Raw genomic sequence first — 25678 nt, forward strand, 5'->3', positions numbered from 1 at the left:
CGCGCGAGTGAAGGTCGGGCTGGCAATCGTGGCGATCGTTGCCGTTCCGGCCGTCGCCCCCGGGGCAGACCCAGGCGAGTCGGAGACCCCCGAGCCGACCGAACAGTCGGCTGCCGACACAGCAGCGGCGGAGGAGATCTTGCCCGCCATTCCCGACGAGGCGCGCGTGAGGGTTGAGCCCACCCTCGGTGCCGGCAACTCCGAGGTCTACGAGTTCACCCCCAGGGGGGTGACCTACACGATCGCGATGACCTGTACGTCGTCCGTCGCCGGAGCTGAAGCTCAGCTCGTCAACTTCGACTACCCCGATGCCGCGTCCGTCATCGGCTGCGACGGGGTCACGACCAGCACGATCGTGAGCGCGCCCCCGGGCGCCAAGCGGATCCAGGTTCGAGCGGGAGATGGCAGCGACTGGGCCCTGAGCATCTACGACGGCACACCAGAAGGCGTGTCCGTCACGCCGGTCACGTAGGAATGGCGGAAGCGATGGCTGCGTAAGTGCTCACCGAGGATCCGAGAGCATCCGCCTGAGCGGCGCCGCAGTCATCCCAACGCTGGCTCTCCTGCTCCCCATGCTCCACTGTCCACCGTCGACTCCCACGCAACAGCGCCCGCGGCGGCCACCTCAGCCGGAGGTAAGGCCAAGGCGACCGACCGGACCCGGATGACGTGCCCGGGCAAGGGGAAGCTGTGGCTCATCGTCAACCACCCCAACGCCCGCACTGACCGTGCGCGCATCGCTGCACGCAAGCCCCGCAGCCGAGACGAGCTGATATCGGGCCGGAAACTGTCGCTTTATCCTCGTCAACCCCGGCTGCGGTCATGCACTTACGTCCGACGGCTGAATCGGATATCGCCATTCGGCATCCGTTGGTGCAGATAACGGTCGTCGTGGATCAGGTGATGGTGATGGCCGCACAGAAGAATACCCTTGTCGAGATCGGTCTTTCCGCCGGCCGACCACGGGTCCACATGGTGCGCCTCGCACCAGGTGGACGGAATCGTGCAGCCGTCCGCTCGACATTCCTTGTCGCGAATTGCGAGGGCTTTTCTCTGGCCCGGGCTGAAGAGTCGACTGGCGCGGCCGAGGTCGAGCGGCACCGAGCGGGTGCCGAGGACCGCCGGGACGAGACCTGCGGTGCAGGCCAGGCGCCGGGCCTCGCCCGCGGTGATGCGGGAGCCGTCCGCCAGCGTCGCGGACCCGAGGCCGTCGACGAGCGCCTGGAGGTCCATCGTGATCACGAGAGTGGTCGCGTCGCCGCCGTGCAGGGGGAGTCTCGAGGGGTCGATGGCCTCGAGCAGCGAGCAGAAGGCCTCGCCGAGCCGACGCTCGTAGGGCACCCGCCGCCCGTCCGTGGCAGGCGAAGCGGACTCGTCTGCTGCGCGCCGCGGGTTGGTGAAGGACTCCAGCATCGTGGTCAGCCGCAGCGCGATGCTCTCCGGCACCCGGGCCCGGATCGCCGCACTCCCGTCGCCGAGGTGCTTCACACCCAAGGTCGTACGCCGCCGGGCGCGGCGCTCCGCGGCGCGCAGCTGCTCCTCCTCGACCTTCTCCGCCCACTCCGGCGCGACGACCTGGAGCAGCCGCTCGGCCAGGCGGGCCAGCTCACGTGGCCCGAAGTCGGCGGCCTGCTCCACGAGGTAGGTCTCGGCGCGGGCGAGCATGTCGGCCCACTCCTCGGCGCTGGCCTCGATGAGGTCGAAGGCGTCGGTGAGGTCGTCGAGCGCGGCGACGATGACGTGGCCCTGGTCGAGGCTGACGTGCCCGCCCGCGAGGGCGGTGCCGACGCGGTGCCAGCGCCGCTCGCACGCGACCCCGAGACGCCGCAGCCGCCGGGCGGTCGGGGCGGCGGTGTGGGTGCGGTGTGCCACCCAGGCGGCGACGTCGCGACACCCGTCGGCGTCGGCCACCTCGTCGGCGCACGCGATCACCCGCGCGTGCACCGCCTGGGCCCGTGAGGCCAGGTGGGCCGTCATCCTCAGCGCCTGGCGCTTCTCCGGCACCGAGAGGAAGACCGGATCGCGACCAGCGATCGTGTCGAGGGCGTCCTCGGCGCACCCGAGATCGGTGAGGTAGGAAGAGACCTGATCGGCCATCGTCGACTCCCGAGATCAAGGGGTGCGGGGTGGATTCCCGTATATCCCGATCCTACCCGTGTTCGAAACATTTCGAACGCGCACGGAAGGTAAAGGATGAATCTGTGGATAAAGTCGCCGAGACGGGCGGGCCACTGGCAGTGGATCGGCCCCCATGCGCCATGCGCTGTGCACCAGCGTTTCGTGCGCGACCAGACGGACCGTCGCTCTCCGATTGCGGTGTGGCCACCACGCGCGCCCGCCTGCCGGAACCGCGTCGCCGGGGCCGGCGAAGTGCCGGACCTCGCCGTCGAGGACGATCTCGCCCTCGTCGGCCTGGCAGAGGCCGTAGAGGACATCTCCGAGCGCTTCGGGTTCCACGTCGACCCCGACGCGGTCGTTGAGGACCTGCCGGTCGGCGTGAAGCGCCGTGCAACCCGGGCACGTACCGACAGTAACGATGAATCAACCGCGGCAGTCGCGGCTCCGGTACTCCGGCTGACGTCCTACTGGACTGTATTGCCAGTCGAAGAACATCACCCTGAGGTCTGCCGGGAACCAGCTCGGCGTCTGGCCGACCACGGTCAGCGAGCTCGAACGCGGTATTCGGCGCAACGACGACCTGGCACAGACCTACCGGCCTGCCTCAGCGCGGGGTAGGGCTCGGCTGGCCATCCAAGATGGCTCGAGCGGCTGCCGCTACCGAGCCGACCACCAGATCCGGCCGGTAGCCCGTCGGGTCCGATCCGTCGTCGAGCCACGCCGTGCTCAGCCCGACGGCAGCCCCACCCGCGACGTCGAGCTCGAGACTGTCGCCGATCATCCAGCCCTCGAGCGTGCAACCGAGCCTGCTGGCGAGCGCGTGGAAGATGGCAGGAGCTGGTTTGCGGGCACCGACAGCGTCGGACACGACCCATCCGTCGACGAGGGCGTCCAGGCCGGTGCGGCGAATCTTGCCCTCCTGGTTGTCGAGCATGCCGTTCGTGATGACGCCGAGAGTCCACCCGGCTGCCCGAAGGTCGGCGAGAGCGCTCCGGTCCGCGTCGGTGACCGTCACGAGCGACGGCATCCGCGAGCGGTAGTCGGCCCAGACGCTGTCAGCCGATGTTGGCAGGTCCAGCCGATCGATGAGCTCGCTGAAGACCTCGCCCTTCGGTCGGCGAGCGGTCAGCGCCGCTGCGATGACGTCGACCTCGCCGGCCGGAAGCCGCCAGTGGTCGACGAACCCTGCCGACCAGGCTCGTGCAGCGGCGGCCTGGTCGACCAGGGTCCCGTCCAGGTCCAGAGCGATGAGGGGCACGGGACGAAACCCTAGAGCGAGGGGCAGCGGTTCAGCGCAGCCCCAGGACCCTCACAACCGCACCAGCATCTTGCCCAGGTTCTCCCCGCGGTGCAGCCCCAGGAACGCGTCCACCGCGTGGTCGAGCCCGTCGACGACCGTCTCGCGGCTGACCAGCTTGCCGTCGGCGACCCACTGGCGCGCCAGCCGCTGGTACTCCCGGGCCAGGTCGCCGTGGTCGGTGACGATGAAGCCCTGCATCCGCAGCCGCTTGGTGACCACCTGGAACATGTTGCGCGGGCCGGGGGTGGGCAACTCGTCGTTGTAGCTCGCGATCGAGCCGCACGCGGCGATCCGACCGTGGTCGGAGAGCAGCGCGATGGCGGCCTCGAGGTGCTCGCCACCGACGTTGTCGAAGTAGACGTCGAACGGGCCGTGCGGCTCCAGCAGCTTCAGCGGGGACCCGTCGCGGTAGTTCACCGCCGCGTCGAACCCGAGGTCGTCGGTCAGCCAGGCCACCTTCTCGGCGGACCCGGCCGATCCGACCACCGCGCTCGCGCCGAGCAGCCGCGCCACCTGCCCCGCGATAGACCCGACGGCGCCGGCGGCACCGGAGATCAGCACCCGGTCGCCCTCGCGCAGCCCGGCGATCGCCGTCAGCCCGACGTACGCCGTGAGGCCCGGCATGCCGAGCACGCCGAGGTAGGCGGACTCCTCCACCCCGGTGGTGTCGACGCGGCGGAAGGAGGCGGCGGGGGCCAGCGCGTGCTCGCGCCAGCCGAGCTGGTGCAGGACCGTGTCGCCGACGGCGAGGGAGTCGTCGTTGGAGGCGACGACCGTGCCGACGGCGCCGCCGTCGAGCACCTCGCCGAGCCGGTACGGCGGCACGTAGGACTTCATGTCATTCATCCGGCCCCGCATGTAGGGATCCACCGACATCACCGTGTTGCGCACCAGGACCTCGCCGGGTCCCGGGTCGGGCAGCTCGGTCTCGACCAGGCGGAAGTCGTCGGGGGTGGGCCAGCCGGTGGGACGCGCGGCCAGGTGGATCTCACGGGTGGAGGTCGGCATGCCGCGATCCTGACAGGGCAGCGGTGAGCGGGCCGGGATCCCGGCCCCGGCATGGGCCGTCATCCGCCCACAGGCGGCCACCTCGGGAGCCCGAGGATGCTCCCCCGAGCACGCAGCCCGGGGGAGCGGGGGTCAGGCCTGGAGGCCGAGTGCGAACTCGACCTTCCCGGATGCGTCGACGGCTGCGTCGAGCACCTTGTCGGCGAGCATCAGTGCGGCCGCCTCGTCGAGGAAGATGGTCGCGCCACCCTGCTCGACGATCTGGTCGCCCTCCTGGGCCTGGTCAGCGGCGCTGACCGCGAAGGACGGCTCCGTGGTCCCTTCGGAGGTGATGCGCAGCCCGGCGGTCTCGGGGAGGCCGGGCTGGGTGGCGATCTGTCGGACGATCGTGCTGGCGTTCTCGGTGAGGGTGAGCATGACTCGCCTTCCGATGGTCGTTCAGGACCCCTCCACCGTGTCCCACCCGTGGCACCCGTTCAAGTCGGCGCGGGTGGCCCGGGCGTGTCGCGGGGTACGTCGCGGGTGCCAGGCTGGAGCCATGGCACCCGACAGCCCCCAGACCGCCGCGCGCGACGAGCGCAGCGACTCCACCCACCGCAGCATCGAGCTCGCCCGCGACGGCGACCTGCACTTCGTGGCCACCAACCGCCGCGGCGGCACGCTGGCCATCGGCTCGGGGGAGGACGACGACTTCACCCCGGTCGAGCTGCTGCTCGCGGCGCTGGCCGCCTGCGGGGCGATCGACCTGGAGTCGGTCACCGGCAAGCGGGCGCCGTTCAGCGCGTTCGCGGCGCGCGGGGAGGGGCACAAGATCCGCGACGAGCAGGGCAGCCGGATGGTCGACCTCGCGGTCACCTTCGACGTGGCGTTCCCCGAGGGCGAGGATGGCGACCGCGCCCGCGCGGTGCTCCAGCGCACCGTGCGTCAGGTGCAGGACCGGCTGTGCACCGTCGGGCGCACCGTCAGTGTCGGCGACCCGGTGGACTACCGGACCGGCGACCTCGGCCCGCAAGCGGGCTGAGTCACTCCACGGTGACGGAGGTGATCTCGACCGGGGTCGCGGGCGGGCCGTCGGTGCCGCCGCCCTCGACGCCGTCCTTCGCGACCGCGCGCACCTCGGCGAGCGACTTCTTCGAGATCGTGCCGAACTCGGTGTAGCTGGGTGCCAGCCCGCCGTTGGCGTCCTGGTAGACGATGAAGAACTGCGAGCCGCCGCTGTTCGGTGCGCCGGTGTTGGCCATCGCCAGCGTCCCGGCCGGGTACGTCTCCTCGCCGGTCACCTCGTCGGGGATCGTGTAGCCCGGGCCGCCCATGCCGCTCCCGGTCGGGTCGCCGCACTGCAGCACGTAGATGCCGGCGGTGGTGAGCCGGTGGCACGGGGTCTCGTCGAAGTAGCCCTGCTCGGCGAGGGAGACGAAGGAGCTCACGGTGCACGGCGCGGCGTCGGCGTCCAGCGTCGCGCTCAGGTCGCCGGCGCTGGTGGCGATCGAGACCTTCACCTGGCCGCTGACCTCGGGCTCGGCGGCCGGGAGGTCCGGGCCGTCCTCGGTGCCGTCCGGGACGTACTCGCAGGCACCGGCAGCCGCGGAGACCGACTCCGACGGCGAGGCGGAGGTCTCGGCCGACTCCGGCGACTCCTCGTCGTCGCCGCACGCGGCGAGCGTGCCGAGCACGGCGAGGGCGGCAAGGGCGGCGAGAGGGCGCTTCAGCGCGGCAGCGGGCATGGTCTCGATCGTAGCCAGCGCCTCAGCCGTTGCGGCCCCGGGCGGTGATCGACCACGGCTGCGGACCGGCGGCGTCCTCCGACCAGATCACGTCGTGCAGGTTGACAGCCGCGCACACGTGGTTGGGCGCGATCTCGACCTTGCTGCCCAGAGGGGGCAGCACCGCGTCGGCGAAGTCGACGACCGCATGGTGCTCGGCGAGCTGCACGATGCGGGCGAACGGTGCCCGGGGCAGCCGGCCCCACCCCGAGGCGTACGGCGCGCGGTCGGCGCCGAGCGCCTTGCTGCCGGCGTCGAGGATCAGGCGGCCGCCGGCGTGGCTGACCACGGTGGCCACGCAGGTGAGCGCGATGTCGTCGGGGCTGGCGACCCCGAGCTCCCACTGCTGGGCGTCGTTGAAGACGTAGACGCCGGGGCGCAGCTCGCTGACCACCCCGAGGTCGGTGTGCGCCAGGGTCGGGGTGGAGCCCCCCGAGACCACCCGCGCCTCGATGCCCACGGCCGCGAGCGACGCGACCGCGCCGCTCAGTGCCGCGGCCTCCTCGCGGGCGACGGTGGCGGGGTCCTCGCCGTACCCGTGGCCGGGGAAGGTGAACACCCCGCGCACCGGCAGCCCGGCGTGGGTGGCTGCCTCGGCGACCGCGCCGGCCTCGTCGGGCTCGGCGCCGCTGCGGTGCTGACCGCTGTCGATCTCGACCAGGACCTCGATGTCGTGACCGCCGAGGTGGCGTCCGGCGTTGGCGGCGCCCGCCACGGAGTCCACCCCGACCGCGAGCCGGGTGGTCTCGGAGAGGTCGACCAGGCGCCGGGCGGAGGGCTCGTCGAGCCACAGGGGGTAGGCGATGAACAGGTCGGTGCACCCGTACGCCGCGAACGCCTCCGCCTCGCCGATCGTGGCGACGGTGAGCCCCACCGCGCCCGCGCCCAGCTGGAGCTCGGCGACCTCGCGGGACTTGTGGGTCTTGGCGTGCGGGCGCAGGCTCACCCCCGCGGCAGCGGCGAGGTCGGCGGCGCGCTGGAGGTTGCGGCTGACTCGGGCGAGGTCGGCGCGCAGGTACGGCGTCCGGGGCTCCTCGGGCATCGCGTGGAACATCGCGCTCACTGCTCCTCGTGGACGTCCGGGTCGCCGCCGAACAGGCGCCCGTCCGGCCGGCCCAGGGCGGTGATGGCGGACATCTCGGCCTCGCTCAGCTCGAAGCCGTCGAGGTCGAGGTTGGCCCGCTGCCGCTCCGGCGTCGCGGACTTGGGGATCGGCAGGTTGCCGAGCTGGACCTGCCAGCGCAGCACCACCTGCCCGGGGGTGACCCCGTGGGCGCGGGCGGCGTCGGCGACCGCCGGCTGGTCGAAGGGGGCCTTGCGCTTGCCCAGCGGGCTCCAGGACTCGGTGAGGATCCCGAGCCGCTCGTGCACCGCGCGCAGCGGGGCCTGCGGGAACCACGGATGCAGCTCGACCTGGTTGACCACCGGGGTCACGCCGGTCTCGGCGATGATCCGCTCCAGGTGGGCCGCGGTGAAGTTGGAGACGCCGATGGAGGTCACCAGCCCCTGCGCCTGGAGCTCCACCAGCGCGCGCCAGGCCTCGACGTACTGGTCCTGGCTGGGGTTGGGCCAGTGGATGAGGTGCAGGTCGAGGCGGTCCAGGCCCAGCCGCTCGAGCGACTCGTGGGTGCTGCGGATCGCGTCGTCGTACGCGTGGTGGCGGCCCGGGAGCTTGCTGGTCACCCGCAGCTCCTCGCGCGGCAGGCCGGATCGACGGATCGCCTCGCCGACCTCGCGCTCGTTGTCGTAGTTCACCGCGGTGTCGAGCAGCCGGTAGCCGGTCTCCAGGGCGCTGGTGATCGCGCGGACGCCGTCCTCGCCGGTCAGCGTGTAGGTGCCGAACCCGATCGCGGGCAGGGTGCGGCCGTCGTGCAGCGTGTGGTCGGGGAGCGCCATGTCCACGACGCTAGCGCCGCCGCCCCGGACGGGGGAGAGGCGCTCGGGCAGGGACCCGGGAAGAATGTCGTCATGAGCACCGTCGACCCGAGCCTGCGTCCGGACTGCGGTGCGTGCGTGGGGCTGTGCTGCGTGGCGCTGCCGTTCGGGCGCTCGCGCGACTTCGCCTTCGACAAGGCGGCCGGCGAGGCGTGTCGCCACCTGACCCCGGCCGACGCGTGCGGCATCCACGCCGACCTGCGCGAGCGCGGGATGGTCGGGTGCACCGTGTTCGGCTGCCACGGCGCCGGCCAGCAGGTCAGCCAGGTGGTGTACGCCGGCCGCTCGTGGCGCGACGGTGACGTCGTGGTGGGGGAGATGTTCGCGGTCTTCGCGGTGGTCCGCGGCCTGCACGAGATGCTGGTCCTGCTCACCGACGCCGCCCGCTGGGCGCCGACCGGACACCAGGAGCTGGCCACCCTCCGGGACCGGCTGCGGGCCGCGAGCAACGGCACGCCGGCGCAGGTGCTCGACGTCGACGTGGACCGGTTGCGGGCCGCGACCGGCGACCTGCTGCGCCGGCTCAGTGCCGAGGTCCGTGGGGGCGGGGGCGCCTCGCTCGCCGGCGCCGACCTGGTGGGCCGCGACCTGCGCGGCACCGACCTGCGTGGAGCGGACCTGCGCGGCGCGCTGCTCCTCGCCGCGCGGCTCGACGGCAGCGACCTGAGCCGCGCCGACCTGCTGGGCGCCGACCTGCGCGACGCGCGCCTCGACGGCGCCGACCTCTCCGGAGCGCTCCTGCTCACCCAGCCGCAGCTCGACGCCGCCGCCGGCGACGAGCGGACCCGGCTGCCGGACGGGCTCGTGCGCCCGGGGCACTGGACGTCCGGGCCCGGCGCGCACTGAGCTCACTGGAGGACATCGGAGCCCGCGTCCGGTGGCGCCCCCGGTGTCGCGGTGTGGTCCGGGTGCCCCGGCGTACGTCGGTCCTCCTTCATCTGCGCCTCGTAGAGGTGGCGGCGACCGTCGACCAGGGCGTCGCGCGCCTCCTGCTCGAGTGCCTTGAACGCGGCGTAGTAGGTGTCGTCGTAGCCCTCGACGACCTGGAAGGTCCAGCGGCCCTCGATGACGTTGCGCCCGACGAGCTCGCGCTCGACGCGGTCGGCGAGCTCGTCGTGGCCGGCGTCGCGCAACAGCGCGACCGCGTCGTCCAGCGTCAGGTCGGCGGTGCCGCTGAGCCGGTGGAAGGCGTAGAGGTGGCCGCGGGCGACCTCGACGCACTCGAGGGCCTCGGACAGCTTGCCCAGCGCCGCCACGGTGTCCTCGCCGACACCGGGCGGACGCTGGTGGGCGCGGTCCGGCCCGGACACGTCAGCCCAGCACTGCCTGGGCGTCGACGGCACCGTGACGCGACTCGATCGCGTCGGCCAGCCGGGCGGTGTCCTCCTCGCTGACCGTGACGCCAGCGGCGAGGAAGCCGCGTTGCAGCTCCTCGTGGACGGTGCCCTCGGTCGCGCCGTCCTGCCAGGAGGTGACCCGGTCCACGACGTTCTGCACGGCCTCGAACTCTTCGCTGCTTCGCTGCTCAGTCATGTCCGGTAGTACCCACCGTCTCCGGGCGTACGCTCGCGGGCATGGACCTCGGCATCCACTACGCCCGCTTCGACCACCCCGGCTGGGACGCCCGGCTCGCCGAGCGCCTGGGCGAGACCGCGCGGGTCGCCGACGAGGGCGGCGTGGCGATGATGAGCGTGATGGACCACTGGTTCCAGATGGAGGACCTCGGCGGGCCGCCGGCGCCGATGCTGGAGGGCTACACGACGCTGGGCTACCTGGCCGCGGTCACCCGCCGGCTCCGGCTGGGGCTGCTGGTCACCGGGGTCACCTACCGGGCCCCGGGGCTGCTGGCCAAGACCGTCACCACCCTCGACGTGCTCTCCGGCGGCCGGGCGGTGCTCGGCATCGGCGCCGCGTGGTACGAGCGGGAGCATCGCGGCCTCGGCGTGGCCTTCCCGCCCACCGCCGAGCGCTTCGAGCGGCTCGAGGAGACGCTGCAGATCTGCCGGCAGATGTGGAGCGAGGACGACGGCCCCTATCGCGGTGCGCACTACGAGCTCGCCGAGACCGTCTGCGTGCCGCCTCCGGTGCGCGGTCGGGTGCCGGTGCTGATCGGCGGCAGCGGCGAGCGCAAGACCCTGCGCCTGGTCGCGGCGTACGCCGACGCATGCAACCTGTTCGGCTTCGAGCCCGAGGAGATGAAGCACAAGCTCGACGTGCTGCGCCGCCACTGCGACGACGTCGGGCGCGACTACGACGACATCGAGAAGACCGTGCTGGTCTCGCTCGACCCTGTCGGCGAGCGGGAGCGGTTCCTGGCGCTGGTGGAGCAGTACGCCGCGCTCGGGATCGACCTGGTCACCACGATGCCGACCGGTGACGACCCGGTCGCCTGGACCACCGCACTGGTGGACGATGTGGTGCCGCGGCTGCGCGCGCTCTGAGCGGCGCTGGCCGGCCGCGGTGGTCGGTCTGCTGCTGGTGAGCGCGTGCTCCGCGGGTGGCAGTGGCGGTGGTGGTGGGAGTGGTGCCGCCCCGCGGGGCGCCCCGGAGCAGCCGGCCCCGGCTGCCTGGCCCGCCGCGGCGGCGCCGGTGCTCGAGCTGGCGGTGAGCGACGGGCGCCCCGCGCGGGCGCTGCTCTCGGTGCCCGCGCTCGGCATCACCGACCTCGCCGTGGTGCCCTACCGCGGGGTCACCGACGACGCGCCGGGCACCGCGATCCAGGACGGCGGCGTGGCCGCGAGCCCGCACGGGCCCGGCGGTGGCACCGGCCCCGGCGGGGTGGGCAACTACCAGGTCACCGCGCACCGGGTCTCCTCGACGCGGGCCTTCGAGCACCTCCCGTCGCTGAGCCACGGGTCGCGGGTGCTCATCGACGTGGGGAAGACCCGCTACGTCTACGAGGTGCGCGCCACCCGGCGTACGTCGTTCCGCTCGGCGCAGTCGCTGCGCGAGCAGCGCGCCGCGGTCCCGGGACGCCCGGGCGCGCGCCCGCGGCAGGCGATGCTCACGCTGTCGACCTGCGCGACCCCCGAGGACCACGCCGCGGGCAACTGGTGGGCCGACGAGCACGGCAACCCCGAGCACCGCATCGACAAGGTCGCGGTGCTGGTCGAGGTCGTGGTCGGCGTGGGGGAACGCGCCGAGAACCCGCTGTAACGCGGGGTTATCGTCGCTTCACATGCGGCGTACGACGGGGGAAGCGTCCACAGGCCTGCGGAAGTCGGCGCCTCAGGAGTAGTCAGCGAACAGCCGCCGGGCCGTGCCGTCGACGCTCATCACCCCGCCGTACGGCACGATCCACTGGGGCCGAGTGTGGCCGAAGGGCGGGCCGACCACGACCACCGCGTCGCGGTGGTAGCGCCCGACCAGCTCGATCGCGACGTCGCGCTGCTCCTCGCGCTTGGCCAGGCGCTCCGCGGACGACGGGCGCCGGGTGAAGTCGGAGGTCGGCGGGCGGGCGACGACCACCGCGTCGACGGCCTCCAGGATCCCGCGCTCACCGAGGCTGCGCAGGATCCAGCCGAACTCGGTGGCCGGCATCAGCTCCTCGGAGGTCTCCAGGAGCAGTACGCCGCCGGCGACCACGGCCGGGTCCGCCGCGAAGCGCCCCGCGGTCAGGATCCACTGCAGGACGTCGATGCATCCGCCCCAGGTGCGCCCGGTGACCGCGCGGGCGGGGCCGGCCCAGGTCCACGGCTCGGTGGGCTCGCGGTCGCCGTACTCGTGCAGCGCGCGGGGGTCGGCCCAGTCCCGGCCGAAGTCCTCCGACTCGCCGGGCTCGGTGATCTCGAGGCGCTCGCCGGTGAGGAGGGCGGCGCGCAGGGACTGCTCGTGGACGGCGTCGATGCCGGGCCCGGCCCCGAGGTGGACCTGCGTGGAGCCGCCGTAGAAGCCGGGGACGCCGTGGCCCCACAGCCAGTTCAAGATGTTGGTGTTGTCGCTGTAGCCGAGGAACGGCTTGGGGTCGCGGGTCACCAGCCCGGCGTCCAGGTGCGGGACCACCGTGATCTGGTCCTCGCCGCCCACCGTGGCCAGCACCGCGCGGATCTCGGGGTCGGCGAACGCGGCGTTCAGGTCGGCGGCGCGCGCCTGCGCCGACGCCCCGAGCTGCCGGGTGGTCGGGTACTCGACCGGCACCAGCCCGGTGACGGCCGTCAGTCGGGCCAGCGCCTGGTCGTGCACGGCGGGTGCCACGGCCGGCGCCGCGAACGAGGGGGAGAGGACGGCGACCTTGTCGCCGGGCCGGGCCTTGGGTACTGCGACGAGCTCCATGGGAGGTGACCCTAGGGGAGGCGCGCACCGGACGACTGGGCCCGGTGCGGATAACAGACGCGACCGGGCGTGGACCCCGGCCCCGAGGAATCTCGAGGCTCACCGTCCAGACGGCCAGCGAAGACGGCGGGTGCCGGGGGAGGGGCTTGCGGGCCGGGGTCCGCACTAGCCTGCTGCGGTGGAGCAGAGCGAGACGCCGGCCGGTCGCTTGAGCGGGCAGCAGGCCGATCTCCTCGCCGAGTGGCTGCCCGGGTGGCGCCTGGTGCGCGACCTCGGCTGGGGACTGGTCGGCACCACCGTCCTGCAGGTCGAGCACGACGGCGGGCCGTACGTCGTCAAGGCCGGCGACGCGGCCGACCACCACCTGGCCCGCGAGCTGCGCGCGCACCGCGAGTGGCTCACGCCCTGGACCTCCCGCGGTCGGGCGCCGGTGCTGGTGCACGGGGACGAGGCGGCGAAGCTGCTCGTGACCCGGTATCTGCCCGGGGAGCTGGTGCAGGGCAACCCCGCCGAGAGCGACCCGGACACCTACGAGCAGGCCGGCTGGCTGCTGCGGCTTCTCCACGACCAGCTGAGCGTCGTGGACGAGGGCTTCGAGGCCCGCGAGCGCGACAAGGCGCTGGCCTGGCTGGCCCGCTCGCACCGCATCGAGCCCGCCGCCGCGGCCGCGCTGCACGAGATGGTGAGCGGCTGGCCGACGCCGCCGACGCGGCTGGTGCCGACCCACGGCGACTGGCAGCCGCGCAACTGGCTGATCGACGGCGCCACCGTGCGCGCGATCGACCTCGGCCGCGCGGACCTGCGCCCGGCGATGAGCGACCTGACCCGCCTGGCCGCCCAGCAGTTCCGCGTCGTACCGGGGGCGGAGTCGGCGTTCCTCACCGGCTACGGCACCGACCCCCGCGACGCCGACGCCTGGTTCCGCACCCGGGTCCGCGAGGCCATCGGCACCGCGGTGTGGGCCCACCAGGTCGGCGACGAGCCCTTCGAGGCCCAGGGCCACCGGATGGTCGCGGAGGTGCTGGCCGAAGCGGGAAACCACCCGCCGGATAACAGACGCTACCGGACGTAGCTCACCGGACTCCGGGACCCGCGAGGCCCACCGCCCCAACACGCAGCAACGACGACGGGGCGGCCGGGGGAGTGCGCTCACCGCTCGTCGGCGACGTCCTCGCCGCTCGCCGCGTCGTACAGGTAGACCGGCTCGCCGGCGCGCGGGTCCCGGGCGTGCAGCAGGTGGTACGTCGTCGCGTCCGCCGGGCCGAGGTCGAGCAGTCCCGCTCCGGCGCCGAGCACGCCGCGGACCAGGTGGGCCGGTGCGGTGGTGTCGATGCGGGTGACGACACCGGGAGCCACCCAGACCGGCGTACCGGCCAGGAATCCGGTGACCGGGTGGTGCAGGTGGCCGGCGAGCACGGCGCGCACGTCGGTGCCGCGCACGACGTCGCGGAGGGCGGCGATGTCGCGGAGCACGACCTCGGCCAGCAGTGGCATGGAGGCGATGTGGAGCGGCGGGTGGTGCAGCACCAGCACGGTTCCGTCGGGTGCCGGGGTCGCGAGCAGCTCCGCCAGGGCGTCGAGCTGATCGCTGTCGAGCGCGCCGTGGGTGTGGCCGGGGACGAGGGTGTCGAGGGTCAGGACCCGGAGCCCGCCGACGAGGCTGTGCGCCGCGCGCAGCGGCGAGCCCGGGACGAGCGGCGTCCCGCGGTCCTCGCCGTCGGGGCCGAGATGGCCGCTGCCGAGGGCGGCGCCGAACGCGGAGCGGTCGTCGTGGTTGCCGGTGCAGTAGACGTGGGGGATCCCGCGTGCCCGGGCGAAGGTGCCGACCGGCTCGCGTACCGCGCGGCAGCCGGCCTGGGAGCCGTCGTCGGCCACGTCCCCGCTGACCACGACGAGCTGGATCCCGGGCACGTGGCGCACGTCGTGCAGCATCCGCTCCAGCGCTGCGACGGCGTCGACGCCGTCCATGTCGATGCCCGCAGCGGCGGCGTGGGTGTCGGACAGGTGCAGGATCCGGGTCACGGGGCCCTCCGGTCGTCGTACGCGGGTGGGCCCAGCATGGCCCCGGGTCCTCGTGCGGTCGAGCGCCACTCGCGACCGCGAGCGGTCACTGATATCGTCGTGATATCACTTCTCGGGCGAGTCGCCCGACAACTTGAAGGAGAACCGCCCGTGAGCGCTGTGCCGCCCGCTGCCGTCCCGACCCCCTCGGTCCGTGTCGACATCCAGGAGAAGCGCGGCTTCGCGGTCGGCGGCTGGCCGGTGCTCGGCGCGGTGCTCGTGGGCCTCCTGGCCTCGGCGGCGCTCGTCGTGCTGGGGATCGGTGCGGGGGAGAGCGACAGCGTCGGCGTCGCGGTGACGCTGTTCGCGCTCGGGGTCGTGCTCGCCGCCGCCGGGCTCGTGGCTCTCACCGGCTTCAGCGTGATCGCGCCGGGGGAGACCCGGGTGGTGACGTTCTTCGGCGCCTACATCGGCACGGTCCGGCGCACGGGGCTGTCCTGGACGGTGCCGCTCACCGGGCGTCGCCAGGTGCCGGTGCGGGTGCAGAACTTCGAGACCCAGACCCTGAAGGTCAACGAGAAGACCGGCTCGCCGGTCGAGGTGTCGGCGATCGTCGTGTGGCAGGTCGCGGACACGGCGAAGGCGGCGTTCGCGGTGGACCAGTACAACGCCTTCATCACTACGCAGGCCGAGGCCGCGCTGCGCCACGTCGTCGCGACGCACCCCTACGACGCGCAGGCGCAGGCGGCCGCGACCGACCAGACCGAGGAGGAGGTCGAGCGGTCTCCGCACGTGATCACGCTGCGCGAGAACGGCGCCGAGGTCGCCGACGAGCTGGTCGTGGAGCTCAACGAGCGCATCCACATCGCCGGCCTCGAGGTGCTCGAGGTGCGGCTCTCCAACCTCTCCTACGCCGCTGAGATCGCCGGCGCGATGCTCCAGCGCCAGCAGGCCCAGGCGGTCCTCGACGCCCGTCAGGTGATGGTGACCGGCGCCGTAGGACTGGTGACCGAGGCGCTGGCCGCGCTGGAGAAGAGCGGTGACATCGAGCTGGACCCCGAGCGCCGAGCGGCGATGACCTCCAACCTCATGACCGTGCTGGTCGGCGGGGGATCGGCGACGCCGGTCCTCAACGTCGGCTCGCTGTACTGAGCGCGACGGCCGAGGACGCGACGTGCCCCGCGGAGTGCCCGGCCGGCCGGAACGCAAGCAGATCCCGCTCCGGCTGAACCCGCAGGTCGCGGACGCCGTACGCCGCTGGGCCGACGACGAGCTGCGCTCCGTCAACGCCCAGATCGAGAAGATCCTGCACGACGCGCTGGTGCGCGCCGGTCGGCTGCCGGGTGAGGAGCCCGACGAGCGCGCGGGGGAGTGAGCATGCCTGGGGTCGGGCGACCCCTCACGTTTGGTCCCCAACGACAACAATTCGGGGGTCCTGGGTGTCGTTCGTGACCAATCGTGCCCGATCCGTGTGGAGATAACAGACGCAACCGCCAATCACCCACCGACCCCACCGAGCCGAGTCCGCTCCCTCGCCGCCCCGCAGCAACGAGGGGGCTTGGGGGTGGGCGCGGCTACGGTACGGCGAGTGACCTGCACCGAACGGCGATGTGCTCTGTGGGCTGCCGCGCGGACCGCGTCGCAGTACGCCGGCGCGGGCCGCGCCCGACAGCTCAGCTGGGTCGTGGGGGAGATCCACCGCGCCCGCGATCTGAGCGGGGACGAGGCGCCGGAGTGCGAGGCGTGGCTGGCCGGTGAGCAGGCGCGGACCTACCTGACCCTGGCGGCCGCCGGCGCGCTGCGCAGCAGGGGCAGCGGCGAGCATCCGTCGACGGCAGCCTCCATGCGGGTGCGGTCCTCCGTGCTGCGCGAGCTGAGCGCCGTCGTGGGCCTGGAGGGGCCGGTCCCGGTTGTCGGGACGGCACCCGATCGTGGCTGGACCGACGGCGTCGCGCGTCGTGCGTTCCTGACCTGGCTCCGCCACGACACCAGTGAGTCCGGCGCCCGCACCTGGGCGGCAGCGGCGCTGGCCTCTGCGGGCCTGTGGGTCGGCGAGATCGCCTCGCTCACCGACCGCAGCGTGGCGCCCGACGGTCATGTCGCGGGCCTGATGCGGAACCCGCCCGGCCCCGGCGCGCCGTACCTCCTTCCGCTCACGCTGCCCGGCCACGTCCTCGAGGCGGTGCGGGCGTGGCTCGCCGTCCGCGAGCAGGTCGTGGCCTCGGAGCGGGTCCGGGCGCTGTTCGTGACGCTGCGCCCCGGCACCCGCAACGGCAGCGTCTATGCGCGCGGCCTGCCACTGAGCTCGCGCAGCCTGAACCGGTCCCATGCCGCCGCAGCACAGACCTGGCTGCGCACCGGGGCGTCGTCGGCCCACGGCCTGCGGGCGGCGGATCTGTCGCTGGGGCGGCTCGCGTTCTCGCCGGAGACGGCTGAGGTATCAAGCGGTGGGTGAGTGCGCGCTGAGCAGGCGCTTGGCGGTCGAGAGGGGGTCGTCGCGGACGTAACCTGACATAATGTCAGTTATCGGCGATATGCGGTGAGGTCTCGGAAGGGGCTGCCGGGCGCCGCGATGACGGCCAAACGTGAGGTTACGTCGCCCTCAGCCCGCCGCAGCGCCGAGGAACACCCGCAACGCGGAGACGAACGACTCGGGCTGCTCGGAGTGCACCCAGTGCCCGGCGCCCTTGATCGTTGCCAGCCGGGTGCGCGGGAACAGCGCGCGCATCGCGTCCTCGTGCTCCGGCCGGACGTACGGCGACTTCTCGCCGGCCAGCCACAGCACCGGGTGGTCGAAGCTGGCGTCCACCTCGGGCCAGCCGCCGATCTCGGGCAGGTCGCGACGCAGCAGCTCGAGGTTGGCCTGCCAGCGGAACCCGCCGTCGGCGGCACGCAGGTTCTGCAGCAGGAAGCCGCGCACCCGCTCGTCGGAGATCGGTTCGGTGAGCCGCTCGTCGGCGTCGGCGCGCCGCTCCAGCGTGGCCAGGTCGAGGCCGGCCAGGCTGTCGAGCAGGTGCTCGAACTCCCCCGTGCTCCCGTTCGCGACCGGCGAGATGTCCACGACCACGAGGCGGTCCACCAGGTCCGGGTGGCGCAGCGCCAGCTGCATCGCGGTCTTGCCGCCCATCGAGTGCCCGACCAGGTGCACCGGCCCGTCGGCGGCGAACCCGGCGCGCAGGTGTTCGGCGACCAGGTCGGCGGTCTCGGCGTACCCGAAGCGCTCGGTCCACGCCGAGCGCCCGTGGTTCGGCAGGTCGACCAGCAACGAGCGCAGCTCCGGGCGCAACGCCTTGGCGACCTGGGTGAAGTTGCGCCCCTGGCCGAACAGGCCGTGCAGGAAGACGACCCGGCTGCCGCTGTCGCCGACCTCGGTGCTGTGGATCGCGGTGCTGGTGGACCTTGCGGCAGTGCTCACCGGGCCAGCCTAGGGGTGTCGTCCCGCAGCGACGACCGCCACCTCGTCCAGCACCAGCTCGTCGCCGGAGCCGCCCTCGCGGACCTGCTCGGCCAACTGCTCACCGACCACCGCGTCGTACGCCGCGCGCACCCGCGCCCGGCCATCCGCCGACTGCGCCAAGTAGGTCCGCCCGACCACGCCGACTCCCCCGGCGACCCCTGTCCACAGTGCTGCCGGGGTGATCCGCCAGGGAAAGCGCAGCTCGCGCGCGGCGACGTCGACCAGCCCGGCCTCCACCAGCAGGCCCCCGAGTCCGTCGACCGAGCGATCGAAGTCCAGCTCCGCCGGCAGCCGCTCCCCCGGCGCCGCCTGTGCCCCGCCGCGGCGCAGCACCTCATCGAGCAGCAGGGCGCTCGGACGTGGGCCGGAGGGCCAGATGGTCGCCGCGACCACCCGCGAGGCCACCCGCGCCAGCTCCCGTACGCCGGCCCGCGGGTCGCCCACCTGGTTGATCACGAACCCCGCCACCACTACGTCGTACGACGCGTCCGCGAACGGAAGTCGCGGCAGCCCGCCGAGCACCACCGGGCCGTCGAACGCCGCGGCGCTGAGCGCGAGCAGGTCGGGGTCCGGGTCGACGGCGGTGACCAGCGCACCGCGCCGGGCCACCTCGGCGGCCACCGCGCCGGTGCCCGAGCCGACGTCGAGCACGCTGCGGCCGGCCAGCTCGCCCAGCTGGGCCGCCGCCGCGTCCAGCAGGCCAGGCACCCCGCCGTGGCACAGCGTCGCGAACGACGCGGCGTACGCGTCGGCGACGCCAGACCACCTACCCGCGCCGGTCTCGGTCGTGGTGCCGGTCTCCCCCGTCGTCTCCTGCATCGCGACATCGAAGCATCCGCACGGCCCCGACACGGGTCGAAGGTCCCGAGACACGCGGATCGTATATCCGATATCTTCCTCCTCATGAGTGCAGCCACCGTCGCCAAGGGCCCGAAGTTCGCGCTGGTCGTCCCCTCCACCAACACCTCGGTGGAGCGCGAGTACCACCACATCCGGCCCCGGGACCTGTCCTGGCACACCGGTCGGATCATGATCAAGGCACCCGCCCTGGACTCCGCCGATGCGTTCGGCAAGTTCCGCGAGTGCCTCAACGAGGCCCTGCCCGACGCCCTCGAGGTCGTGATGACCTGCCAGCCCGACTACATCGTGATGGGGATGTCGGCCGAGACGTTCTGGGGCGGGGTGAAGGGCAATGCTGCGTTCGAGCAGCACGTCCGCGACCTCACCGGGCTCGAGGTCAGCACCGGCGCCACCGCCGCCGGCGAGGCGCTTGCCGCGTTCGGCGCCAAGCGGATCGGTGTGGTCACGCCGTACCAGCCGGTCGGCGACGAGCAGGTCGTGGCCTACTTCAGCGAGCTCGGGTTCGAGGTCGCCGCGATCACGGGCCTGTGCTCGGCCTCGGCCACCTCGATCGCCGATGAGACCCCGGAGACCATCCGGGAGGCGTTCCTCGCCGTGGACGGGCCCGACGTCGACGCGCTGATCCAGTGCGGCACCAACCTGGAGGCGATCGTGGTCGCGGCCGAGCTCGAGAAGGAGCTGGGCAAGCCGGTCATCGCGATCAACGTCGCCACCATCTGGCACGCGCTGCGGGCCAACGGCATCGACGACAAGATCGCCGGCCACGGCTCGCTGCTCGAGCTGCACTGAGCGCTCCGGCCCCTCTGTCCTGACCCGACCCGCCCAGACCCCCACGACCCAGGAGACATCCCCGTGTTCCAGCACATCGGCGTCCTGACGCTCACCGACGAGGCCACCGAGGCCGACCGCACCGCGATCGCCGACGGGCTGGGCTCGTTGCTCGGCCGCATCGACGGCCTGCGCTCGGCACGGGTGGTCTTCGACGCCGGCATCAAGGAGGGCAACTCCGACGTCCTGTTCGTGATGGGCTTCGACTCCCGCGCGGACTGGGAGGCCTACAGCGTCCACCCCGCGCACGTGGAGGTCGTCAAGACCGTCATCGGCCCGGTCCTCGCGAGCAAGACCTTCCTCCAGGTCGACGGCGCCGAGCCGGCCGCCGACGCCCTGGTCTGAGGTCCCGCCGGACGCCCGAGGCCGAGTCCGGGACGACACGGGAGCCGACCCGCCCGAGCGCGGGGGCAGCCGGTCACTAGACTCAGCCCGTTCCGACATCTGCCAAGGAGATCCTTGTGAGCACGCCCGTCCGCCGCACCGACGCCCCGACGACACCCGCCACGGTGGAGCCGACGACCTACGTCCCGGTCGAGCCGCTGCCGCCCGTCGTGGCCCCGCTCGGCTGGATCATCGCGCTCTCGGGCTCGATCGCCCTGATGCTCTGCGCCTGGCTGATCTTCCCCAACGACCACGACGGGATGTACGACGGCTACCGCGCCAGCATCCTGGCCACGATCGCCCTGATGGCGATCCTGGCGCTGAAGGTCGACATCGCGCGGGTCCCGCTGCTCGCCGTCATCGGCCTGTGCGGCCTCGCCTCACTGCTGGCCGGCATCTTCCAGGACTCCGCCACCGGCACGATGATCAGCGAGATCGGCGGCGGTATCACGATCCTCGTGGGCGTGGCGATGATGGCCTCCTCGCCGAAGGACATCCGCTGAGCCTCGGCTGACGCTCGCGCGAACGGCCCCGCCCCTCACTCGAGGGGCGGGGCCGTTCGTCTGTGCGGCGCGGGGCCCGGGCGGCGTGGGGGCGGTGTCTTTCGGCGCAATTGCTGGGAAAAACACCGCCCGCCGCCCGATGGCGGTGCTTTGCCCAGCAATTGCGCAGTTACGCGCGCCCACCGGCCGCAACCCAGGGCCCGCCTCCAGGCCGACCCGGCCCCGGGAGCCGCTCAGGGCTCGACGAGCACCTTGATCGCGCGCCGCTCGTCCATCGCGCGGTAGCCCTCGGCGACCTCGTCCAGCCCCACGCGGGCGTCGAAGACGCGGCCGGGCTCGATGCGCCCGGCCAGCACCAGGTCGAGCAGCTCGGGCAGGTAGCGGCGCACCGGCGCCATCCCGCCGCGCAGCCCCACGTTCTTGGAGAACATCGTGCGCACCGGCAGCTCGACGCCGTGCGGGACGCCCACGAAACCGACCATCGAGCCGGGGCGGGCGACGCCGAACGCCGTCCGCATCGCCTCGTCGGTGCCGACGCACTCCAGCACCGCGTCGGCGCCGATGCCGTCGGTGAGCTCTTTGACGATCGCGCCGCCCTCCTTGCCGCGCTCGGCCACCACGTCGGTGGCCCCGAAGGCGCGCGCGATCTCCTGGCGCGGCGCGTGGCGCGACATCGCGATCACCCGCTCGGCCCCCATCGTCGAGGCGGCGAGCACCCCGCACAGCCCGACGGCGCCATCGCCCACGACGACCACCGTCGAGCCGGGTCGTACGCCGGCGCTCACCGCGGCGTGCCAGCCGGTGGGCATCACGTCGCTCAGCGCCAGCAGCGAGGGCACCAGCGCGGGGTCGGGGGTGTCGCCGACCTTGACCAGGCTGCCGTCGGCCTGGGTGACCCGGGCCAGCTCCGCCTGGCCCGACACGGTCATGCCGAGGTGGGTGCACACGGACTGGGCGCCGGCGCGGCAGTGCGCGCAGGTGTTGTCGCAGTGGCAGAACGGCACGATCACGTAGTCACCGACGCGGACGTCGCGCACCTCGGCGCCGATCGCCTCGACGACCCCGATGCACTCGTGGCCGATCGTGGCGCCCGGGGTGATCGGGTTCTCGCCGCGGTAGGGCCACAGGTCAGAGCCGCAGATGCAGCCGGCGGTGACTCGCACGATGGCGTCGGTGGGCAGCTCGAGGGTGGGGTCCGGGACCTCGCTGACGCGGATGTCGCGGGTTCCGTGGATCGTCGTGGCACGCATGGGTGCATCTTTGCACCCGCTCCACGCGGGCCCTGGAGACCACGGCGCGGCGCGAATTGCCATATCTCACATGTGAGTTACCGTGGTTGACATGAGTGAGGACTACAAGGGCCGCATCGGCAACCTGATCCGTGACGCCCGCAAGCACCGTGGCCTGACCCAGACCCAGCTCGCCGAGCTCCTGGCCACCAGCCAGAGCGCGATCAACCGCATCGAGAAGGGCCACCAGAACCTCTCCCTGGAGATGCTGGCCCGCATCGGTGCCGCCCTCGATTCCGAGATCGTCGCCGTGGGCGCCGGCCCGGTGCACCTGCGCGTGACCGGTCCGACCACCCTCTCGGGCACGATCGACGTCAAGACCTCCAAGAACGCCGGCGTCGCCCTGCTGTGCGCCTCGCTGCTCAACCGCGGCCGCACCGTGCTGCGCAAGGTCGCGCGCATCGAGGAGGTCAACCGGCTGCTGGAGGTGCTCAGCAGCCTCGGCGTGGCCACCCGCTGGCTCAACGACGACAACGACCTCGAGATCATCCCGCCGCGCGACCTGGACCTGAGCCGCATCGACGAGGCCGCGGCCCGGCGTACCCGCTCGGTGATCATGTTCCTCGGCCCGCTGCTGCACCGCGCCGCGGACTTCGAGCTGCCGTACGCCGGCGGCTGCAACCTCGGCACCCGCACCGTCGAGCCGCACATGTCCGCGCTGCGCCCCTTCGGCCTCGAGGTCAAGGCCAGCGACGGCATGTACCACGCCCAGGTCAACCGCAACGTGGTCCCGACGCGGCCGATCGTGCTCACCGAGCGCGGCGACACCGTCACCGAGAACGCGCTGATGGCCGCCGCCCTGCACCCCGGCACCACGGTCATCCGCAACGCCTCGTCGAACTACATGGTCCAGGACCTGTGCTTCTACCTCCAGCGCCTCGGCGTCACGGTCGAGGGCATCGGCACCACCACGCTGACCGTCACCGGCCGCGAGGTCATCGACGTCGACGTGGACTACGCGCCGTCGGAGGACCCGATCGAGGCGATGTCGCTGCTGGCCGCCGCGATCGTGACCCAGTCGGAGATCACCATCCAGCGGGTGCCGATCGAGTTCCTCGAGATCGAGCTGGCGCTGCTGGAGGAGATGGGGCTGCGCTACGAGAGCTCCCCGGAGTACGTCGCGCGCAACGGCCACACGCGGCTCATCGACATCACCACCAAGCCCTCGACCCTGCACGCGCCCCTGGACAAGATCCACCCGATGCCGTTCCCGGGCCTCAACATCGACAACCTGCCGTTCTTCGCGGTCATCGCCGCGGTCGCCGAGGGCCAGACGCTGCTGCACGACTGGGTCTATGAGAACCGTGCCATCTACCTCACCGACCTCAACAAGCTCGGCGGCAACGTCAAGCTCCTCGACCCGCACCGCGTGATGATCGAGGGCCCCACGTCCTTCACCGGCACCGAGCTGGTCTGCCCGCCGGCCCTGCGCCCGGCCGTGGTCATCCTGCTGGCGATGCTGGCCTCCAAGGGCACCTCGGTGCTGCGCAGCACCTACGTGATCCACCGGGGCTACGAGGACCTCGCCCAGCGGCTCAACCTGCTGGGCGCGCAGATCGAGTCGTTCCGCGACATCTGAGGATCTTTGAGGGGTCGCTGACCCCCACGTTTGGTCCCCAATGACAACTTTCCGGCCTCCGGAGATGTCGTTGGGGACCAAACGACGACACTCCCCCACCCGCGGCCCGCACACCGCGCCCGCCAGCGGCGGGGTGTTTACTGCTCCGGTGAGCACACGGCCGCACACCGGGCACGCCTACCTCGACACGGTCGCGGGAGGGCATGAGGTGCTGGCGCTCGCGCACCGCGGCGGGGCCTACCATCCCGAGATCGAGGGCCTGGAGAACACCCTGGCCGCCTTCAAGCACGCCGTGGCGCTTGGCTACCGCTACCTCGAGACCGACGTGCACGTGACCCGGGACGGGGTGCTGCTCGCCTTCCACGACCGGGTGCTCGATCGGGTGACCGACCGGCGCGGCGAGATCGCGTCGCTGAGCTACGCCGAGGTCCGCAGGGCGCTCGTCGCCGGCCGCGAGGAGGTGCCGACGCTGGCCCGTCTCTTCGAGGAGTTCGGCGACGCCCGGTTCAACATCGACCTCAAGGCCGACGGCGCCGTGAGCGCGCTCGCCGAGTTCATCGACACCCACGACGCCTGGGACCGGGTCCTCGTCGGGTCCTTCTCCCCCCGTCGGCTGCGCCGCTTCCGCGAGCTCACCGACCACCGGGTGCCGACCTCCGCGCACCCGCTGGAGGTGGTGGCCTTCCGGTTCCTGCCCAGCGGGCGTCTCGCCGACCTCCTCACCCGCGGGCGGGTCGCGGCGCTGCAGGTGCCGCACCGGCGCGGTCCCTGGCCGCTGACCACCCCGGGCCTGGTACACCGTGCGCACGCTGCCGGCAAGCACGTCCACGTGTGGACGATCGACGACCCGGACCAGATGCGCGAGCTCCTCGACCTCGGGGTCGACGGGCTGTTCACCGACCGCACCGACACCTTGAGGGACGTGCTCGTCGAGCGCGGCCAATGGACCGACACGTGGAGGCACCAGGCATGACGACGACCCAGCCGTCCGGCAACACCGGCGGCGGCCTCGCCGACCCCGGCCGGCCCGGCACCCCGCGGGACCGCTACGGCTGGCCGGTGTACGCCTGGGGGCTGTGGGACTGGGGCTCCGCGGCTTTCAACGCGGTGATCACGACCTTCGTGTTCAGCGTCTACATCACCTCCAAGGACTTCGGCCCCGGCGCTTCCTCCAAGCTGGGCTGGGCGCTCGCCGGCGCGGGCGTGCTGATCGCGCTGTTCGCCCCGATCAGCGGCCAGCGCGCCGACCGCTCCGGACGGCGTACCTTCTGGCTCGCGGTCAACACCGGCCTGGTGATCCTGGCGACCCTCGGGCTGTTCTTCGTCAAGCCGTCCCCGGACTACCTGTGGCTCGGGCTGCTGCTCCTCGCGGCTGGCAACGTGTTCTTCGAGCTCGCCTCGGTGAACTACAACGCGATGCTCAACGAGATCTCCACCCCCGCCACCGTCGGGCGGATCTCCGGGCTCGGCTGGGGGCTGGGCTACCTCGGCGGGATCGTGCTGCTGCTGATCGTCTACTTCGGCCTGATCAGCCCGAAGAAGGGCCTCTTCGGCGTCACCTCCGCCGACGGGCTCGACGTACGCGTCACGATGCTGTTCTGCGCCGTCTGGACACTCGTCTTCTCCGTGCCGCTCATCCTGACGCTGCGCGACGACCGCGCCCAGCGCGGCACTCGCGGCCCCCGGATGGGCGTGCTCGCCTCCTACCGCGCCCTGTTCGCCACCATCGCCGACCTGTGGCGCACCGACCGCAACACGGTGTACTTCCTGGGTGCCTCCGCGGTCTTCCGCGACGGTCTGGCCGGAGTGTTCACCTTCGGCGCGGTGATCGCGGCGAAGGTCTTCGGCTTCAGCGCCAGCGGGGTGATCGTGTTCGGCATCGCCGCCAACGTGGTGGCCGGCATCGCCACGATCGCCTTCGGCCACCTCGACGACCGGATCGGCCCCAAGCGCGTGATCGTGCTGTCGCTGAGCGTGATGCTCCTCGCCGGCACGCTGATCTTCTTCCTCCACGACACCGGTACGACGACCTTCTGGGTCTGCGGGCTGGCGCTGTGCATCTTCGTCGGCCCGGCGCAGTCGGCCTCGCGCACCTTCCTGGCCCGCCTGATCCCGGCTGGCCGCGAGGGGCAGGTCTTCGGCCTCTACGCCACCACCGGGCGCGCGGTCAGCTTCCTGGCCCCGGCGGCCTTCGCGAGCTCCATCTGGATCGGCGCCAAGCTCACCGGTGTCAGCGACCTCGACGACGCCCAGCACTGGGGCATCCTCGGCATCGTCACGGTGCTCCTGCTCGGCCTGCTCCTGCTGCTGCCGGTGCGCAGCGGCGTCCGCAGCGACTCCGCGCTGGTCACCACGCCTCCTCCTGGCTGAGAGAGACGTC

At 72.6% G+C, this 25678-nt stretch carries 29 protein-coding genes; 15 read left to right on the forward strand and 14 right to left on the reverse strand.

What is annotated here, in order from left to right:
• The first annotated feature begins 7 nt into the window (after nt 1-7).
• The gene (locus GFH29_RS09705; RefSeq protein ID WP_153323183.1) at nt 8-472 is read left to right on the forward strand and encodes a hypothetical protein; all 465 of its coding nucleotides are present in this window, start codon (nt 8-10) and stop codon (nt 470-472) included.
• Between the two features lie 356 nt (nt 473-828).
• On the opposite strand, the gene GFH29_RS09710 is transcribed toward GFH29_RS09705, so the two are convergent.
• The 4 genes from GFH29_RS09710 to GFH29_RS09730 form a co-directional block, all read right to left on the reverse strand.
• On the reverse strand, nt 829-2097 hold the full coding sequence (locus tag GFH29_RS09710; RefSeq protein ID WP_153323185.1) for an HNH endonuclease signature motif containing protein: 1269 nt from the start codon (nt 2095-2097) through the stop codon (nt 829-831).
• Nucleotides 2098-2722: 625 nt separating this feature from the next.
• Complete coding sequence (locus tag GFH29_RS09720) at nt 2723-3376, reverse strand: HAD family hydrolase (RefSeq protein WP_194288933.1); 654 nt, start codon at nt 3374-3376, stop codon at nt 2723-2725.
• Nucleotides 3377-3427: 51 nt separating this feature from the next.
• Entirely contained in the window at nt 3428-4426 is a 999-nt protein-coding gene (locus GFH29_RS09725) for an NADP-dependent oxidoreductase (protein ID WP_153323191.1), read from the reverse strand.
• 132 nt (nt 4427-4558) lie between these two features.
• Nucleotides 4559-4843 carry a Fe-S cluster assembly protein HesB gene (locus tag GFH29_RS09730; protein WP_153323192.1) on the reverse strand — a complete coding sequence of 95 codons (285 nt, stop codon included), beginning with the start codon at nt 4841-4843 and terminating at the stop codon, nt 4559-4561.
• A gap of 121 nt (nt 4844-4964) precedes the next feature.
• Here GFH29_RS09730 and GFH29_RS09735 point away from each other — a divergent pair, with 121 nt between their 5' ends.
• Nucleotides 4965-5447, forward strand: coding sequence for an OsmC family protein (locus GFH29_RS09735; RefSeq protein WP_153323194.1), 483 nt, complete (start codon nt 4965-4967; stop codon nt 5445-5447).
• Nucleotide 5448: 1 nt separating this feature from the next.
• Here GFH29_RS09735 and GFH29_RS09740 read toward each other — a convergent pair whose 3' ends face one another.
• Genes GFH29_RS09740 through GFH29_RS09750 form a run of 3 tightly spaced genes read right to left on the reverse strand, consistent with a single transcriptional unit; the run spans nt 5449 to nt 8085 of the window.
• On the reverse strand, nt 5449-6150 hold the full coding sequence (locus GFH29_RS09740; protein ID WP_153323195.1) for a peptidylprolyl isomerase: 702 nt from the start codon (nt 6148-6150) through the stop codon (nt 5449-5451).
• 22 nt (nt 6151-6172) lie between these two features.
• Nucleotides 6173-7243, reverse strand: a complete 1071-nt coding sequence (locus GFH29_RS09745) for an alanine racemase (RefSeq protein ID WP_228387890.1) — start codon at nt 7241-7243, stop codon at nt 6173-6175.
• A 5-nt stretch (nt 7244-7248) separates the two neighbouring features.
• Nucleotides 7249-8085 (reverse strand): aldo/keto reductase, encoded by an 837-nt coding sequence (locus GFH29_RS09750; protein ID WP_153323197.1) that lies wholly within the window; start codon nt 8083-8085, stop codon nt 7249-7251.
• Nucleotides 8086-8157: 72 nt separating this feature from the next.
• On the opposite strand from GFH29_RS09750, the gene GFH29_RS09755 reads away from it, so the two are divergent.
• A complete protein-coding gene (locus GFH29_RS09755; protein ID WP_153323199.1) occupies nt 8158-8970 on the forward strand; it encodes a pentapeptide repeat-containing protein in 813 nt (270 codons plus the stop codon).
• A gap of 2 nt (nt 8971-8972) precedes the next feature.
• On the opposite strand, the gene GFH29_RS09760 is transcribed toward GFH29_RS09755, so the two are convergent.
• Both GFH29_RS09760 and GFH29_RS09765 read right to left on the reverse strand, forming a co-directional pair.
• A complete protein-coding gene (locus GFH29_RS09760) occupies nt 8973-9434 on the reverse strand; it encodes a hypothetical protein (protein WP_153323201.1) in 462 nt (153 codons plus the stop codon).
• Nucleotide 9435: 1 nt separating this feature from the next.
• Complete coding sequence (locus GFH29_RS09765; protein WP_153323203.1) at nt 9436-9657, reverse strand: hypothetical protein; 222 nt, start codon at nt 9655-9657, stop codon at nt 9436-9438.
• 41 nt (nt 9658-9698) lie between these two features.
• On the opposite strand from GFH29_RS09765, the gene GFH29_RS09770 reads away from it, so the two are divergent.
• Both GFH29_RS09770 and GFH29_RS09775 read left to right on the forward strand, forming a co-directional pair.
• Nucleotides 9699-10565 (forward strand): LLM class F420-dependent oxidoreductase, encoded by an 867-nt coding sequence (locus GFH29_RS09770; protein ID WP_153323205.1) that lies wholly within the window; start codon nt 9699-9701, stop codon nt 10563-10565.
• A gap of 148 nt (nt 10566-10713) precedes the next feature.
• Nucleotides 10714-11280: a sortase domain-bontaining protein gene (locus GFH29_RS09775; protein ID WP_228387859.1), complete on the forward strand. Its 567-nt coding sequence runs from the start codon at nt 10714-10716 to the stop codon at nt 11278-11280.
• Nucleotides 11281-11352: 72 nt separating this feature from the next.
• On the opposite strand, the gene GFH29_RS09780 is transcribed toward GFH29_RS09775, so the two are convergent.
• The gene (locus GFH29_RS09780) at nt 11353-12396 is read right to left on the reverse strand and encodes a S66 family peptidase (RefSeq protein WP_153323206.1); all 1044 of its coding nucleotides are present in this window, start codon (nt 12394-12396) and stop codon (nt 11353-11355) included.
• Between the two features lie 178 nt (nt 12397-12574).
• Here GFH29_RS09780 and GFH29_RS09785 point away from each other — a divergent pair, with 178 nt between their 5' ends.
• Nucleotides 12575-13468 carry an aminoglycoside phosphotransferase family protein gene (locus tag GFH29_RS09785; protein WP_228387860.1) on the forward strand — a complete coding sequence of 298 codons (894 nt, stop codon included), beginning with the start codon at nt 12575-12577 and terminating at the stop codon, nt 13466-13468.
• Between the two features lie 77 nt (nt 13469-13545).
• Here GFH29_RS09785 and GFH29_RS09790 read toward each other — a convergent pair whose 3' ends face one another.
• Complete coding sequence (locus GFH29_RS09790) at nt 13546-14418, reverse strand: metallophosphoesterase family protein (protein ID WP_153323208.1); 873 nt, start codon at nt 14416-14418, stop codon at nt 13546-13548.
• 150 nt (nt 14419-14568) lie between these two features.
• On the opposite strand from GFH29_RS09790, the gene GFH29_RS09795 reads away from it, so the two are divergent.
• The 3 genes from GFH29_RS09795 (at nt 14569) to GFH29_RS09805 (ending at nt 16852) form a co-directional block, all read left to right on the forward strand.
• The gene (locus GFH29_RS09795) at nt 14569-15549 is read left to right on the forward strand and encodes an SPFH domain-containing protein (RefSeq protein WP_228387861.1); all 981 of its coding nucleotides are present in this window, start codon (nt 14569-14571) and stop codon (nt 15547-15549) included.
• A gap of 22 nt (nt 15550-15571) precedes the next feature.
• Nucleotides 15572-15772, forward strand: coding sequence for an Arc family DNA-binding protein (locus GFH29_RS09800; protein ID WP_153323212.1), 201 nt, complete (start codon nt 15572-15574; stop codon nt 15770-15772).
• Nucleotides 15773-15985: 213 nt separating this feature from the next.
• A complete protein-coding gene (locus GFH29_RS09805; protein WP_153323213.1) occupies nt 15986-16852 on the forward strand; it encodes a hypothetical protein in 867 nt (288 codons plus the stop codon).
• A gap of 147 nt (nt 16853-16999) precedes the next feature.
• On the opposite strand, the gene GFH29_RS09810 is transcribed toward GFH29_RS09805, so the two are convergent.
• Both GFH29_RS09810 and GFH29_RS09815 read right to left on the reverse strand, forming a co-directional pair.
• Nucleotides 17000-17812, reverse strand: a complete 813-nt coding sequence (locus GFH29_RS09810) for an alpha/beta fold hydrolase (protein ID WP_153323215.1) — start codon at nt 17810-17812, stop codon at nt 17000-17002.
• Between the two features lie 9 nt (nt 17813-17821).
• Nucleotides 17822-18673: a class I SAM-dependent methyltransferase gene (locus GFH29_RS09815; protein WP_153323217.1), complete on the reverse strand. Its 852-nt coding sequence runs from the start codon at nt 18671-18673 to the stop codon at nt 17822-17824.
• Between the two features lie 84 nt (nt 18674-18757).
• Here GFH29_RS09815 and GFH29_RS09820 point away from each other — a divergent pair, with 84 nt between their 5' ends.
• The 3 genes from GFH29_RS09820 to GFH29_RS09830 all read left to right on the forward strand — a co-directional run bounded on the left by GFH29_RS09820 (nt 18758) and on the right by GFH29_RS09830 (nt 20430).
• Entirely contained in the window at nt 18758-19504 is a 747-nt protein-coding gene (locus GFH29_RS09820) for an arylmalonate decarboxylase (protein WP_153323218.1), read from the forward strand.
• A gap of 63 nt (nt 19505-19567) precedes the next feature.
• Nucleotides 19568-19888: a Dabb family protein gene (locus GFH29_RS09825; RefSeq protein WP_153337229.1), complete on the forward strand. Its 321-nt coding sequence runs from the start codon at nt 19568-19570 to the stop codon at nt 19886-19888.
• 116 nt (nt 19889-20004) lie between these two features.
• Nucleotides 20005-20430: a hypothetical protein gene (locus tag GFH29_RS09830; protein WP_153323222.1), complete on the forward strand. Its 426-nt coding sequence runs from the start codon at nt 20005-20007 to the stop codon at nt 20428-20430.
• 233 nt (nt 20431-20663) lie between these two features.
• Here GFH29_RS09830 and GFH29_RS09835 read toward each other — a convergent pair whose 3' ends face one another.
• Complete coding sequence (locus GFH29_RS09835; protein ID WP_153323224.1) at nt 20664-21680, reverse strand: zinc-dependent alcohol dehydrogenase family protein; 1017 nt, start codon at nt 21678-21680, stop codon at nt 20664-20666.
• A 91-nt stretch (nt 21681-21771) separates the two neighbouring features.
• Between GFH29_RS09835 and GFH29_RS09840 the strand changes: the two genes are divergently transcribed.
• The 3 genes from GFH29_RS09840 to GFH29_RS09850 all read left to right on the forward strand — a co-directional run bounded on the left by GFH29_RS09840 (nt 21772) and on the right by GFH29_RS09850 (nt 25668).
• Nucleotides 21772-23298, forward strand: a complete 1527-nt coding sequence (locus GFH29_RS09840) for a helix-turn-helix domain-containing protein (protein ID WP_153323225.1) — start codon at nt 21772-21774, stop codon at nt 23296-23298.
• Nucleotides 23299-23446: 148 nt separating this feature from the next.
• The gene (locus GFH29_RS09845) at nt 23447-24271 is read left to right on the forward strand and encodes a glycerophosphodiester phosphodiesterase (RefSeq protein ID WP_228387862.1); all 825 of its coding nucleotides are present in this window, start codon (nt 23447-23449) and stop codon (nt 24269-24271) included.
• A complete protein-coding gene (locus tag GFH29_RS09850; protein WP_153323228.1) occupies nt 24268-25668 on the forward strand; it encodes an MFS transporter in 1401 nt (466 codons plus the stop codon). Before GFH29_RS09845 ends, GFH29_RS09850 begins: the two co-directional genes overlap by 4 nt.
• Nucleotides 25669-25678: the final 10 nt, after the last annotated feature.

This window comes from Nocardioides sp. dk884, assembly GCF_009557055.1.
GTDB lineage: Bacteria > Actinomycetota > Actinomycetes > Propionibacteriales > Nocardioidaceae > Nocardioides.